This is a genomic window from Pseudomonas sp. OG7 (genome assembly GCF_014192825.1).
Classification (GTDB): Bacteria; Pseudomonadota; Gammaproteobacteria; order Pseudomonadales; family Pseudomonadaceae; genus Aquipseudomonas; species Aquipseudomonas monteilii.
Genome location: NZ_JACHYK010000003.1, coordinates 350,054 through 364,041, shown reverse-complemented (window position 1 = coordinate 364,041; position 13,988 = coordinate 350,054). Strand labels below are relative to the sequence as shown.

Here is a 13,988-nt window from a genome sequence, read left to right as displayed (position 1 = left end):
AGCCGGGCTGAGTGTTAAAGCACATAAAAAAAGCCGCTGATCGGCAGCGGCTTTAAAAGGCTAACATATCGGCACCGGTGGTGCCCATGGCGTAGCCAAGGGAAATCGGGAGCAGCAACAGCGCTTGATCAGCTGTCGGCATTGGCATCGACAGAAACTTTGGAAGCTGTCTGTTTTGCGTCTTTCGCGGCGTCAGCCTTGTTTGCAGCTACAGCGTCGCGGGCCTCTTGGTGGACGGCGGCGAGCGCTGCATTACGGGTGACGAAAGCGCTGGATTCTTCGGCCATGGCCAGGGGCGACAACAACAGGGAAGACAGGACGAAGACGCTGGCAATACCCATACTGTTGGACATTTGAAACTACCTTCTTGCGGTGCAAGTGCTAATGAGGACGGGGGTAAAGTTAGTCCTTTCAATGCACTGGAAACAGACCTGAGTGCGATAAGCACTGTTGCGCAAAAGGTAACGATCCATGGAAAAGCAATAGGACTTTCGCCGCAAACCCCCGTCCTAGACACGGTCCTGCACCGAGCGCGCAGGCCTCAGCGCTGGCAAGCGGATACCGAAAGTATTGGCACCTGCACCACTGCGCACGAACACCTCACCCCCATGCATCAGCGCAATCGCCTTGACGATGGCCAGCCCCAACCCATGGTTACCCCCACCGCTGTTGCTGCGCGCCGCATCCACCCGGTAGAAGCGCTCGAACAGCAACGGCAGGTGCTCATCGTCAATCGCCGGCCCCGGGTTGCTCACAGCGATGCTGACCTGCTCCGGCCCGGCATCGATCTGCACCTGGATCACCTGGTGTGGCGCCGTATGTTGCACGGCGTTGTTCAGCAGGTTGATCAACGCCCGGCGCAGTTGGGCTTTTTCGATGGGGGCGTGGGCATCGCCGCTTACGTTCACGCTGACCTGCGCGTCTTCGAGGATGTAGTCCAGGTAGTCGAGCGTGGTTGCCACTTCCTCGGCCAGCGAGGCCTGAATCAGGGCAGTGGCCTTGCTGCCCTGGTCGGCACTGGCCAGAAACAGCATGTCGTTGATGATGCTGCGCAGGCGCTCCAGCTCTTCCAGGTTGGATTGCAGCACTTCGAAGTAATGCTCGGCGCTGCGGCCTCGGGTGAGTGCTACCTGGGTCTGGCCTATCAGGTTGGTGAGCGGGGAGCGCAGTTCATGGGCAACGTCAGCGTTAAAGGCTTCCAGCCGCGAGTAGGCCTGGCTCACGCGGTCGAGCGCAGCGTTGAAGGCGCCGGCAAACTGCGCCAGTTCCGGGGCCAGCGCGTGGGTCTTCAAGCGCCCGTCCAGGCGTGGCGGGGCCAAGGCCTGGGCCTCGTTGGACAACGCCAGCAACGGGCGCAGGCCAATGCGCGCCACCCAGTAGCCCAGCACTGAGGCCAGCAGTACGCCAAGCACTGCCAACCCGACAATCGCCACCAGCAGGCTGTGCTGCGCCTGCCAGAAGGTTTCGGTGTCGATGCCGATCAGAAAGCGTAGCGGTGGCCGCTCGCCCATCGCCGGCAGTTCGCTGACCAGCACCTTGTAAGGGTAGGGGCGGTCGGGCAGGCGCAGGTCGCGCATACCCTGCGGGCCTTCGGCGAACGCCCGTACCAGCTCGCTGGGGTGGCCGTACTCGTAGGCCGGGTTGCTGCTGACCACCCAGAAGCGGATGCGTTTGTCTTCTTCGCTGAGCAGGTTGAGCTTGTTGTTGATCTTGGCCCAGTGGTCTGGCGTACCGAAGCGGTTGAGGGTGGATTCGAGCACGCTGAAGCGTGCGTCCAGTTCGGCTTGCGGCAGCAAGTCCAGGCTGTGGTCGACCTGGCGGTAAAGTGCCGAGCCGATCAACACGAACACGCCCAGCGCTACCAGGATGAACAGCGCCGACAGGCGCAGGGCAATGGAATTACCCCGCACGGTTTTCCAGGACATAGCCCATGCCTCGGATGGTGTGCAGCAGCTTGTTGTCGAAAGGCCCGTCCAGCTTGGCGCGCAGGCGCTTGATCGCCACTTCAACCACGTTGGCATCGCTGTCGAAGTTGATGTCCCAGACCAGCTCGGCAATTGCTGTCTTCGACAGGATTTCACCCTGCCGCCTGGCCAGTACGCTCAGCAGCGAGAACTCCTTGGCAGTCAGGTCCAGGCGCTGGCCGGCGCGGGTGGCCTTGCGCGCCATCAGGTCGATCCACAGGTCTGCCACCTGCACCTGAAGCGGTTCGTGGCTGCTGCTACGGCGGGTAAGGGCCTGAAGACGGGCGACCAGTTCAAGAAACGAGAACGGCTTGCCCAGATAGTCGTCGGCCCCCTCACGCAGGCCGTGGATGCGGTCTTCGACCCGTTCGCGGGCGGTCAGCATGATCACCGGCGTCTGCTTGCGCGCGCGCAAGGCGCGCAGCACGCCATAGCCGTCCAGGCCGGGCAGCATCACATCCAGCACGATCACCGCGTAATCGCCCTCCAGGGCCAGGTGCAGGCCGTCGATGCCGTCCCGCGCCAGGTCCACGGTAAAGCCCTGTTCGCTCAAGCCACGATGCAGGTAGTCGGCGGTTTTTTCTTCGTCTTCGATGATCAGCACACGCATGGTCTTGTCCTAGCTGGCACTTGGCGCTGCCGCACGGGCAGCCCGGCGGCGGTGGAACAGGCGCTCCAGGGCCAAGTATATGACCGGGGTGGTGAACAGCGTCAGGGCCTGGCTCACCAGCAGGCCGCCCACCACTGCAATGCCCAGTGGCTGACGCAACTCGGCGCCGGTGCCGAAGCCGAACATCAGCGGCACCGCGCCCAGCAAGGCTGCCAGGGTGGTCATGATGATCGGACGGAAGCGCGTCAGGCACGCTTGATGAATCGCCTGCTCTGGCGTCAGGCCCTGATGACGCTGGGCTTCCAGGGCAAAGTCGATCAGCAGGATGCCGTTTTTCTTGACGATGCCGATCAGCAGCACCACGCCGATCAGCCCCATGATGCTGAAGTCCTGGCCCATGGCCCATAGCAATATCAGCGCACCCAGGCCGGCCGAGGGCAGGGTGGAAATGATGGTCAGCGGGTGGACGAAGCTTTCGTACAGCACGCCGAGGATGATGTACACCGCCACCAGCGCGGCCAGGATCAACCACGGTTGGCTCGACAGCGAACTCTGGAAGGCCTGGGCCGCGCCCTGGAAGTTGCCGCTGATGGAGTCGGGTATGCCCAGCTCGCGCTGGGTGCGGTCGAGGATGCGCACCGCATCGCCCAGGGCCACGCCGGGGGCCAGGTTGAACGACAGGTTGGCCGCCGGGAACAGGCCGTCGTGGCTGATCGACAAGGGGCCGGTGCTGGGCGGCGCCACGTGGGCGACTGCCGACAGCGGCACCATCTCGTTGCTCAGCGGCGAGCGCAGGTAGAAGTAGTTGAGGCTCTCGGCCTTGCCACGCTGCTGCGCATCCAGTTCCAGGATCACCTTGTACTGGTTGGTGTCGGTCTGGAATTCGCTGATCTGCCGCTGGCCGAAGGCGTCATACAGCGCCTGGTCGACATCGGTGGTGGTCAGGCCGAAGCGCGCGGCGGCCTGGCGGTCGATGTCGATGCGGGTGACGCTGGCGCCCAGTTGCAGGTCGTTGGACAGGTCGCGGAACGCCGGGTTTTCCCGCAGCCGGTCGGTCAGGCGCTGGGTCCACCGGTTCAGGGCCTCGCCGTCGTTGCTCTTGAGCACGTACTGATACTGGGTGCGTGACGGGCCTGAGCTGAGGTTGATGTCTTGGCCGGCGCGCATGTACAGGACAATGCCCGGTACCTGGGCCAGCTTGGGCCGTAGCCGGTCGATCAGTTCGCTGGCTGACACATCGCGCTCGCCGCGTGGCTTGAGGGCGATCCAGAAACGGCCGTTGGCGATGGTCTGGTTGCTGCCGGTAACGCCCACCGAATGGGAGAACGCGCGCACGGCCGGGTCTGCCCCGATGATCTTGGCCAGCGCCTGGTGCTTCTCGATCATCGACGGGTACGAGACATCCGCCGCTGCTTCGCTGGTGCCCAGAATGAAACCGGTGTCCTGCAGCGGGAAGAACCCCTTGGGGATGGCCACGTAGCCGGCCACCGCCAACGCCAGGGTCACGCCAAACACACCGAGGGTCAGGCGCTGGTGGGCGAGGGCGCGGTTCAGGCCCTTTTCGTACCACCCGACCAGGCGTTCGCCAAAGCCGCCCTTGTGTTCTCCGGGTGGGCGGCGCATGAACAGCGCGCAGAGGGTTGGCGCCAAGGTCAGCGAAACCACCACCGAAATCAGGATGGTGGCCGTGGCGGTCAGGGCAAACTCTTTGAACAGCCTCCCGACCACACCGCCCATGAACAGCAGCGGGATGAATGCGGCAACCAGCGAGAAACTGATCGACACCACGGTAAAGCCGATTTCCCCGGCACCCTTGAGCGCCGCCGTTCGGCTGTCGTCGCCGGCCTCCAGGTGGCGGTGGATGTTCTCCACCACCACGATGGCATCGTCCACCACGAAGCCCACGGAGATGACGATGGCCACCAGGGTGAGGTTGTTCAGGCTGAAACCCAGGATGTACATCAACGCGCAGCTGGCGATCAGCGACACGCCCAGCACGCTGGATACCACCATGGTTGCCGACCACTGGCGCAGGAACAGTGCCATTACCCCGATCACCAGGGCCACGGCGATCATCAGCGTCAGTTCCACTTCGTGCAGTGAGGCGCGGATGGTCTGGGTGCGGTCCTGCAGCACCGACACTTCGACCGAGGCTGGCAGCATCTCTTGCAGTCGGGGCAGGGCGGCCAGCACCCGGTCTACGGTATCGACGATGTTGGCCCCGGGCTGGCGGAAGATCACCAGGTTCAGCCCTGGCTGGTCGCCGGACCAGGCCTTGACGTAGGCGTTTTCGGCACCGTTGATCACCTTGGCCACGTCCTTGAGGTGTACCGGGGCGCCATCGCGGTACGAGACGATCAGTTGCGCGTAGTCCTCGGGGTGGAACAGCTGGTCGTTGGCGGCGATGGTCGACACGCTGTGCTCGCCGTACAGCGCGCCCTTGGCCAGGTTCAGGCTGGTCTGCTGGATGGCCTGACGCAGGTCGGCCAAGGTCAGGCCGATGGCGGCCAGCTTCTCGGGTTGCGCCTGCACGCGGATTGCCGGGCGCAGCTGGCCGGTGATGTTGATCAGGCCCACCCCGTCGATCTGGCTCAGCTGGCGGGCCAGCAGGGTTTCGGTGTAGTCGCTGAGGTCGTTGCCGGGCATCTGGTCGGAGCTGACCGTCAGCACCAGCACCGGGCTGTCGGCCGGGTTGACCTTGCGCCAGGTTGGCGGGTTGGGCAGGTCTTGCGGCAGGCGCGCAGTGGCGGTGTTGATCGCCGCCTGCACTTCCTGGGCGGCGGTGTCGATGTTCTTGTCGAGGGTGAACTGCAGGATCAGGGTGGTCGAGCCCAGCGCGCTGCTGCTGGTCATCTGGGTCATGCCGGGGATGGCGCTGAACTGCACCTCCAGCGGCGTGGCCACCGATGAGGCCATGGTTTCCGGGCTGGCGCCGGGCAGCTGGGCGGTCACCTGGATGGTCGGGAAGTCCGCCTCCGGCAACGGCGCCACCGGCAGGCGTGGGAAGGCGATGGCCCCCAGCAGCACCAGGGCAAAGGTCAGCAGCAGGGTGGCGATGGGGTGGTCGATGCACCAGGCGGAAACACCGTTGCGCGTGTTCATGGCTGGCTCCGGCGGTCGGCCATTTCCGACGGCGCGGGAGCATCAGGCGTTACCTCGACCCGCGCGCCCGGCTTGAGCCTTGACTGGCCATCGAGCACCAGGCGCTCGCCCGGCTTGACCCCGGCAATGATGTTCAGCCCGCTGTCCTGGTACAGCACCTTCACCGGCACGCTGGTGACCTTGTCGCCGTCCAGTCGGTAGACGAAGTGCCCGTCGACGCCGCGTTGCACCACCGGCGGCGGCACCACCAAGGCGTTTTCTTCCACGGCGGTGCGCAGGCGGATGGTGACCAGCTGGCCCGGCCACAGTCGGCCGTCCTTGTTGTCGAACTCGGCCTTTACCCGCACGGTACCGGTGGTGCCGGAAATCTGGTTGTCGATCAGTGCCAGGTGGCCTTCACCGAGCAGGCTGCGGTCGCCGTCGGCATCCATGTAGGCCTGCACCAGCGCCGGGGTAGGTGCCTTGAGCAGGCTTTGCAGGGTTGGCAGCATCTGCTGCGGCAGGGCGAATTCGACGGCGATGGGGTCGATCTGGGTGACGCTGAACAGGCCTTGGGTATCGCTGGTGCGTACCAGGTTGCCTGGGTCGACATTGCGGATGCCGACGCGCCCGGTAACCGGTGAACGGATCTGCGTGTAGGAAAGCTGCACTTCTGCGTTGGCGATGGCGGCCTGGTTGCCCTTGACGGTGGCCTGCAACTGGTTGACCAGCGCCTGTTGCTGGTCGAGGGTCTGCTTGGATACGCCGTCGTCGCTGCTGAGCAGGCGGTAGCGCTTGAGGTCGACGCCGGCCACCTGAATCTGAGCCTGGCTTTGGCCGAGCTGGGCGCGGGCCTGGTCGAGGCTGGCGCGGATGCTGCGGTCGTCAAGGGTGGCGAGCAGGTCGCCTTCCTTGACCCATTGCCCTTCCTTGACCAGCACCTGGGTGAGCACGCCCTCGACTTGTGGCCGCACCTCGACGCTGTGCAGCGACTGAACTGTCCCGATGGCGCTGGCGTACCGCGGCACGTCCTGCTGGGCGACACTGACCACGCGCACGGGGATGGCCGCCTGCGCACGGGCAGCGGGTGCAGGCTGGCGCTGGCTGTACCAGCTGCCCGCTACCACCAGGACAAGAAGCGTCAGGGCGGCGAAGATGACAGAGCGGGACGGACGTCGCATCGGTGCGGGCACCTTGGCCAGAAGGGAGGGAAGGGCTGTCTGTATACAGCTTATAGCCCCCGAACCGGGTCGGCAGCGTGACCGCTGGCTGACAGCGCTGTCAGTTTCGCTCACGGCAGAATGCGATCCCGTGTAGGCGCGCGTAGGTTTTGCCTAGAAACCAATAAAGGCGTAATACACCGGAGTTTCGCTGGTAGTGCGCAAACCAAGCCCCTGCAAACTCGCGACCAGCGCCTCATCCTGCACATGCAAGGTCCACTGCCCCCCGTGATCCCCCTGCACCTGCGCCAGCGCAGTGGCAAATGCCCCCATATCCGGCAGGTAAGCTGTAAAACCATTCCCCTTGAGCGCACTGGTGGTCATGCCCAGCGCCTGGCACACCGCCACCTTGGCAGCAATGTCATCCCGGTCGGCCTGCCGTGAGGCTTGCACCAGCGCTTCCAGCTCCGCATCGACCAGTTGCGTACCGTGGATCAGTTCCGGCCCCTGCTGCCAGGCTTCTGGCGGGCAGTCCTTGTTGTCCGGGCGCAGCGGAATGTGTGGGTTGATCTCTACCGGGTAGATGCGACAGACCAGCGGGCGCTGGTCGTAGATCGTGCAAAGGTCGTTGTCGTCGAGGTTGCGGCAGCGCCCGGGGTTGAAGGCGGCAAAGGTTACTGACACGCGTGCTTCGACGTTACCGCAGTGCACGGGATGGGAGCGGCGCATGACATGCTCGCGCTGTTCAGCCGGCATGCCGGGGCCGTCGGCGATGAACGCCTCGATCAGCACCACTACCTGGCCGGCATCGTCCGCCCAGCGTCGCGCTTCATCAAGCGTCAACGGTACATGGTGGCCCGTGCAGCATTTGCCGCAACCGGTACAGCCAAATCGCAAGCTGTCGGTCACTTGGCCTCCGGGCTCCACTCGCTGACAAAGGCACGCTGGTGCTGGCGATCGTACAGGCACAACTCCGTGCCGGTGCGCTGCTGCATGTGCTTCTGTGGGTAGACGCCTTCGATCAGCAGCGCGCTCATGCCCACCTGGTCATCGAACTCGGCGAGCTTGCCACGGGCGTGGGCGTCCTTGAACTGGCTGGCGGCCAGGCAGGCCTTGAGCATCTGTTGGCGCTGCTCGTTCCAGGCCTGGCTGCTGGAGGCCTGTGCGATACCGCTGAAGAGGGCGCAGCTGATCAGGATGGAGCTGAAAAACTTCATACGCAGTTCCGGCAGTTTTCTTCCGAGGGGCGCGAATTATGCCCGACTCACCCCCGGCGGCAAGCCGGGGAAGTTGTCGCTGAATATATCAGCGCTCGGTGAACACCACGGTACGCGCGGCCACCACCAGACAATCGGTCAGCTCCGGTGAGGAGAACTTGGTGAGGATGGCGTTGGCCCCTGCCTGGGTTGCCTTTTCGCTGCTCATGGCGCTGTCCAGCGAGGTGTGCAGCAGCACGTACAGGTGCTGGAAGTCGGGCGTTTCGCGCAAGGTGCGGGTGAAGGCGTAGCCGTCCATCTCGCTCATTTCGATGTCGGAGACGATGATGTTGATCTCCTGCGCGGTGCCTTGCAGCTCCAGCAGTACATTGATGGCGTCCTTGGCGCTGCGCGCGGTGTGGCATTCGATGCCCAGGTTGCGCAGGGTGTGCACCGACTGCTGCAGGGCTACCTGGCTGTCGTCCACCACCAGGATATTGGCGGCGGCCAGCAGGCTGGCGTCTTCTTCGCTCAAGGTGCCGTGATGCGGCTCGGCCACCGGTGGGGCGATGGCATGGATGACTTTTTCGATGTCCAGCACCTGCACCAGGGTGTTGTCCACGCGGGTTACGCCAGTGATGAACGAGCGGTTGCCTGAGCCAAAGGGCGGCGGTTTGATGTCGGTGCTCAGGCAATGCACGATGCGGCTGACCGCCTGCACATGCAGGCCTTGGCGCGACCGGCTGATCTCGGTGACGATCAGGCAGCCGCCGTCCGGGTCGGCCAGGGGCCGCTCGCCAATGGCGCGGGACAGGTCGATGACCGACAGCGAGTGGCCGCGCAAGGTCGCCACGCCTTTTACGTGGGGGTGCGCCTCGGGCAGCTTGGTCAGCGGCGGGCAGGGGATGATCTCGCTGACCTTGAGCAGGTTGATTGCCATCAGCTTGCCGCTGCGCAGGGTGAACAGCAGCAGGGACAGCGAGTCCGCGCGGGCATTTTGCGTGGCCATGGTGACCTTCGGTGGGGAACAGGGGATAACCGGTTATCGGCCCTTTGGTGGATGGCTTTAGGGTGGTGATGGAAGTTGATGGGTTCGCCTTGGTTTTGTTGTTGTCGATTCGACCGAGCGCCGCGCGGGCGGCGCTCGGTCGCACCAGCAACACAAAAATCACGTCGTACTCTAGCGTTCGCGCAGGGCCTCCCTGGCCCGGTTCAGTGGCTTGATCAGGTAATCCAGAATGGTCTTCTCCCCGGTGCGGATATCCACCGTGGCCACCATCCCCGGCACAATTGCAAAGTGCTTGCCGGCCTTGTTCTGCAAGCTGTCCTGCTCGGTACGGATGAACACCCGGTAGTAGTAGATCTCGGGCTTCACTTCATCCTGCAAGGTGTCCGGCGAAATGCCCACCACCTTGCCATCCAGCCCGCCGTACACCGAATAGTCATAGGCACTGATCTTGACCTTGGCCGCCTGGTCCGGGTGAATGAAGGCAATGTCACGCGGGGCAATGCGGGTTTCGATCAGCAGGCGTTCGTCCATCGGCACGATCTTCATCACCTGGCCCCCGGGCTGCACCACGCCACCCAGGGTGTTGACCTCGATGTCCTTGACGATGCCACGTACTGGCGAACGCAAGGTCAGGCGGGTAAGCGAGTCGCTGCGCCCGCGCACCACTTCCGACAGGCTGTCGGCCTCGGCGCTGGCCTTGGCCAGTTCTTCCCGGGCCCGCACCAGGTAGTCGGAGCGGGCTTCGTTGGCCTTCAGTTCAAGCTCTGAACGCTGGCGGTTAAGGCGGATCACTTCGACCCGGCTCGAAGCGCCCATCTTGGCCAGGTTTTCGGTGATCTTCAGTTCACTGCGCACCAGTTGCAGTGAGTCCTGGATGCCCGCCAGGGTTTGCTCCAGGCCGCGACGGCGGGTCTGGTACAGCGCGGTTTCGGCGTCGATCAGCTCGGGCGAGTCGCGCAGGCTGTCGGGGAAGGTCAGCGGCTTGCCGGTCACCTCCGCCTGCAGGCGAGCCTGGCTGGCCTTCGCGGCGCGGTACTTGGCTTCACTTTCGCCAACGCTGGAGGCGGTCTTGGTCGGGTCGAGCTGGGCCAGCACCTGGCCGCGCTCGACCAGGTCGCCCTCGGCCACGCTCATCTGCGCCACGATGCCACCCTCGAACGACTGGATCACCTGCTCCCGCGAACTGGGGATCACTTTGCCAGTGCCGGTGGATACCTCGGTCACCTCGAACCAGGCGGCCCAGGCCAGGAACGCGGCCAGCATCAATGCACAAATCGTGATGATACGTCCGGCGCGGAATACCGCCTGGTCGTCCTGCCCATCCAGGTAGGAGGCCGGGAGTTCATGGTTGCTCATGCCTGGGCTCCTTGCAGTTTGGCCAGCGCGGCATCGCGGGTGTCATCGATGACAATGCGCCCGCCGTCGAGCACGAGGATGCGGTCGACCCGTTGCAGCACGCTCAGGCGGTGCGTGGCGATCACCAGAGTGCGGCCCTGGCAGAAGCGTTCGAGGTTATCCAGCAGCTTGCGCTCGGTCATGTCGTCCAGCGAGGCGGTGGGTTCGTCCAGCAGGAGCACTTGCGGTTGGCGTACCAGAAGGCGCGACAGCACCAGGGCCTGGCGCTGGCCGCCCGACAAACCCAGGCCACCTTCCAAAATCAGGTGGTCCATGCCCTTGGGCAGGCGGCGCACGAAGTCCAGTGCGCCGGTGGCCGCCAGCGCGGCCACCAGTTCCTGGTCGCTGGCCTGGCCGGCACCGAGGGTGAGGTTTTCCCGCAGCGTGCCGTGGAACAGGCGCGCGTATTGCGGCAGTAGACCCACGTCACGGCGCAGGTCGGCGGGGTCGAGGTGGGCCAGCGCGATGCCGTCCAGGCTGACGTCGCCTTGCACCAGGTCCATGGCCCCGCCCAGGGCTTGCAGCAGGGTCGACTTGCCGGCGCCATTGCGCCCGAGCACGGCAATGCGCTCGCCCGGTTGAATGTCCAGTTGGCCGATATTCAGTACCGGCGGCGATTCTTCGCTGTAGCGGAAGTTGGCCTGGCGCAGGCGATACTCGCCACGAATGGCTGGCAAGTGTACGCGGGCTTCACCTTCGGGGTGGTCGACCGGCGACTGCATCAGTTTATCCAGCCCTTGCAGGGCCACCTTGGCTTGTTGCCAGCGGGTCAATACATGGGTCAGTTGCGCCAGCGGCGCCATCATCCGCGACGACAGCATCGACGCCGCCACCAGGCTACCGGTGGTGAGGTCGCCGGCGATCACCATGGGCGCGCCGATCACGATGACCACGGCAAACACGGCGCCCTGTACGTTCTGCGTCCAGGTCACCAGGCCATTGGTGAGGGTGCGCAGGCGCAGGTTGGTGTGGGCGCAGGCCGCGTTGTACTGGTTCCATTGCCGCTCGAAGCGCGCCTCGGCTTGCAGTGCCTTGATTTCGTCCAGGCCCTGGATGCTTTCCACCAGCATGGCGTTGCGCAGCGCCGACTCGCGCATGGAGGCGTTGGCCAGCCGCGCCAGGCGCCGCTGTGCCAGCACCCCGGGCACTACCATGGCCAGCAGTGCGACCAGCGGGATGAACACCAGCACGCCGCCGATCAGCCAGAACACCAGCAGGAACAGCAGGAAGAACGGCAGGTCGGCCAATACCGTGGCCGTGCTGGAGGTGATGAGGTCGCGGATCGATTCCAGCTCGCGCAGTTGCGAGATGAACGACCCGGTGGACTTCGGCCGCACCGAGTTGCGCAGGCGCAACGCATGCCCGTAGACCAGGTCGCTCACCCGCAGGTCGGCACGCTTGCCGAGCAGGTCAGTTACCTTTAGCCGTAGCAGGCGCATGCTGAAGTCGAACACCAGCGCCAGCACCACGCCGCCAAACAGCACGTACAGGGTAGGCAGCGATTCGGCCGGGATTACCCGGTCATACACCTGCATCGAGAACAGCACCCCCGCAAGGGCCAGGACGTTAGCCACCAGCGAGGCGACCATCACTTGCCCATACGGGCGCAGGTCGCGCAGCACGATGCGGGCGAACCAGTGGCGGTCGTAGGGCGCGGTGTAGTCGTCGGTGCGCACGTCGCGCAGCGGCCGTGCCGGGCGCAGCAGGGCGACGCGGTTGATGCGGCCTTTGAGGCTGTCACGCGGCAGGCGTGAGGTCAGGCCCTGGTCGCCGGCAAATACCACCGCCAAATCGTCTTCTTCAGTGACTGACTCGACCACGGCCAACTGGCCGTCATCCAGCTCCAGCACCAACGGGGTGCGCCATTGCCGCAAGCCCTTGGCATCGAAGCGCACGAAGCGCAGGGCCAGCCCAGCCTGACGCGCCATGTGGCGGAGGATTTCGTCCAGCGGGCGGGCGTCCTCGACGGCGGCCAGGCGGATGCGTTGTGGTGACACGTCCAGGCGGTAGTGATGCGCTACTTGCAGCATCACCTCCAGCCATGGCCCAAGGTCTGGCCGGTGAGCCGCTTCGGGCGCAGCAGCGGGCGCCTGGTTAGGCAGGGTTACATTGATGGAATCGGTCATGGCTGGATCTCCACCCCTTGCAGGTTGCGCCCCTCAAGGCCAAAGGCCGTGCGCAGGGCGCCGGTGTTGTACAGGCAGTCGACATCCAGGCGCAGCAGGTCGGAGCGGGTGCCGGCGAGTTCGAAGCGTGACTGGTAGATCTCCTGCTCGGCGTTGAGCAGGTCGAGCAGGGGCCGCGTGCCCAGGTCCAGGTACTGTCGGCCGTACAGCATGCGCGCTTCCTGGATGCTCGCCTGGCGCGCCTCCAGCGACGTCAGCCGCCGGCCCAGCCCGGAGGTTTGCGCCATGGCCTCGGCCAGGCCGCGACGGGCCTGCAGGCGTGCCGCATCCTCGGCGGAGTCGGCGGCGGTCAGCGCGTGGCCTGCAGCGCGTGTGCGGGCGCTGATGGCGCCGCCCTGGTAGATGGGCACCTCGACGTTCAGGTAGATGCCGGCCTGGGTGCGGTTGAGGCGCGCGTTGTCGCGGTTGTAGTCGTCGTCCAGGTAGTGGTTGACCTGGGGTTGCAACGACAGGGTCGGGTAGGCCTCGGCCTTGGCCTGGGCCAGTTCGGCCTGGCCTTGGGCGCGCTGGGCCAGGGCCATCAGCACGGCGGGCAGGCGATCATCGCCCTGCGAGGGCCGCTTGCAGGCCTGGTTCAGCTCGGGCGGTGCCTGCTCGGTCAGCGCTGGTGGGGTAACGCGCCCCATCAGCGCCGCCAGGGTGGAACGCCAGCGTTCATACTGCGACTGGTATTCCTCCAGCGTGGCGCGTGCGCTTTCCACGCGGGACTCGGCTTGCACCACGTCGGAGCGGGTGCTGGCGCCCATGTCGCTGCGCTGACGGGCCATGCCGGCAATGTCGCCGACCCCGCGAATCTGGTCGCGGGCGATGGTCATCAGTTGTTCGTAGCGGCGGGTTTCGATCCAGGCGTAGGCCGTGTCGCGGGCCAGCTCGTCGACCACCAGCAGGATGTTGGCCTGGGCGCGGGCGGCGGCGGCCTGGGCCGCGCTGACGGCACTGTCTACCTTGCCGAAGTCGTAGAGCATCTGCTTGAGCGACAGGTTCAGTGCCTGGCTGTTGCGGTCACCGCCGTAACCGGTGTCGTAGCCGGTGCGGATACCGCCGGAAATCTGCGGGTAATACCCCGCACGGGCGACGTTGATGCCTTCACCCTGCTTGTACAGGTTGCCGATGGCCTCGGCGATGCTGGGGTGCCATTGCGCGGCTTGCAGCACCGCATCGGTCAGCCCCAGGCGCTCGCCACTGGCCACCGGGGCCATGCCGATAGCGGGGCGGGCGGGCACCGCTTCGGGCGCATCGCGTAGCAGCGATGGCCCGATCTGGCGCAGTTGTGGGTCGATGTCGTCGGCTGCCTGGGCGGCCGGGTGGAAGTTCAGCACCAGGAGCCCGAAGGCGCCCAGCAACAGCGGTGACAGCGGACTGCTTCGCTTCACATAGTTCCCTTACT

11 protein-coding genes are annotated in these 13,988 nt (G+C 65.2%); all 11 read right to left on the bottom strand.

Annotated features, from left to right (window positions below; genetic code table 11):
- Positions 1–128 precede the first annotated feature (128 nt).
- The 11 genes from FHW75_RS09750 to FHW75_RS09700 all read right to left on the bottom strand — a co-directional run bounded on the left by FHW75_RS09750 (position 129) and on the right by FHW75_RS09700 (position 13,974).
- Complete coding sequence (locus FHW75_RS09750; protein WP_025754804.1) at positions 129–353, bottom strand: hypothetical protein; 225 nt, start codon at positions 351–353, stop codon at positions 129–131.
- Positions 354–509: 156 nt separating this feature from the next.
- Complete coding sequence (locus FHW75_RS09745; protein ID WP_025754803.1) at positions 510–1,925, bottom strand: heavy metal sensor histidine kinase; 1,416 nt, start codon at positions 1,923–1,925, stop codon at positions 510–512.
- Positions 1,900–2,574 carry a heavy metal response regulator transcription factor gene (locus tag FHW75_RS09740; protein ID WP_012270545.1) on the bottom strand — a complete coding sequence of 225 codons (675 nt, stop codon included), beginning with the start codon at positions 2,572–2,574 and terminating at the stop codon, positions 1,900–1,902. The genes FHW75_RS09745 and FHW75_RS09740 overlap by 26 nt, the downstream gene beginning before the upstream one ends.
- 9 nt (positions 2,575–2,583) lie before the next feature.
- Entirely contained in the window at positions 2,584–5,676 is a 3,093-nt protein-coding gene (locus FHW75_RS09735) for a multidrug efflux RND transporter permease subunit (RefSeq protein WP_183673547.1), read from the bottom strand.
- Positions 5,673–6,836 (bottom strand): efflux RND transporter periplasmic adaptor subunit, encoded by a 1,164-nt coding sequence (locus tag FHW75_RS09730; protein ID WP_019099756.1) that lies wholly within the window; start codon positions 6,834–6,836, stop codon positions 5,673–5,675. The genes FHW75_RS09735 and FHW75_RS09730 overlap by 4 nt, the downstream gene beginning before the upstream one ends.
- Positions 6,837–6,989: 153 nt before the next feature.
- Positions 6,990–7,724, bottom strand: a complete 735-nt coding sequence (locus FHW75_RS09725) for a YkgJ family cysteine cluster protein (protein WP_183673546.1) — start codon at positions 7,722–7,724, stop codon at positions 6,990–6,992.
- Positions 7,721–8,032, bottom strand: a complete 312-nt coding sequence (locus FHW75_RS09720; RefSeq protein WP_019099758.1) for a hypothetical protein — start codon at positions 8,030–8,032, stop codon at positions 7,721–7,723. Before FHW75_RS09720 ends, FHW75_RS09725 begins: the two co-directional genes overlap by 4 nt.
- A gap of 88 nt (positions 8,033–8,120) precedes the next feature.
- Complete coding sequence (locus tag FHW75_RS09715; RefSeq protein ID WP_019099759.1) at positions 8,121–9,020, bottom strand: chemotaxis protein; 900 nt, start codon at positions 9,018–9,020, stop codon at positions 8,121–8,123.
- A 171-nt stretch (positions 9,021–9,191) separates the two neighbouring features.
- On the bottom strand, positions 9,192–10,376 hold the full coding sequence (locus tag FHW75_RS09710) for an HlyD family type I secretion periplasmic adaptor subunit (protein ID WP_027609920.1): 1,185 nt from the start codon (positions 10,374–10,376) through the stop codon (positions 9,192–9,194).
- Entirely contained in the window at positions 10,373–12,541 is a 2,169-nt protein-coding gene (locus FHW75_RS09705; protein WP_019099761.1) for a type I secretion system permease/ATPase, read from the bottom strand. The genes FHW75_RS09710 and FHW75_RS09705 overlap by 4 nt, the downstream gene beginning before the upstream one ends.
- A complete protein-coding gene (locus FHW75_RS09700; protein ID WP_183673544.1) occupies positions 12,538–13,974 on the bottom strand; it encodes a TolC family outer membrane protein in 1,437 nt (478 codons plus the stop codon). Before FHW75_RS09700 ends, FHW75_RS09705 begins: the two co-directional genes overlap by 4 nt.
- Between the last annotated feature and the right edge of the window lie 14 nt (positions 13,975–13,988).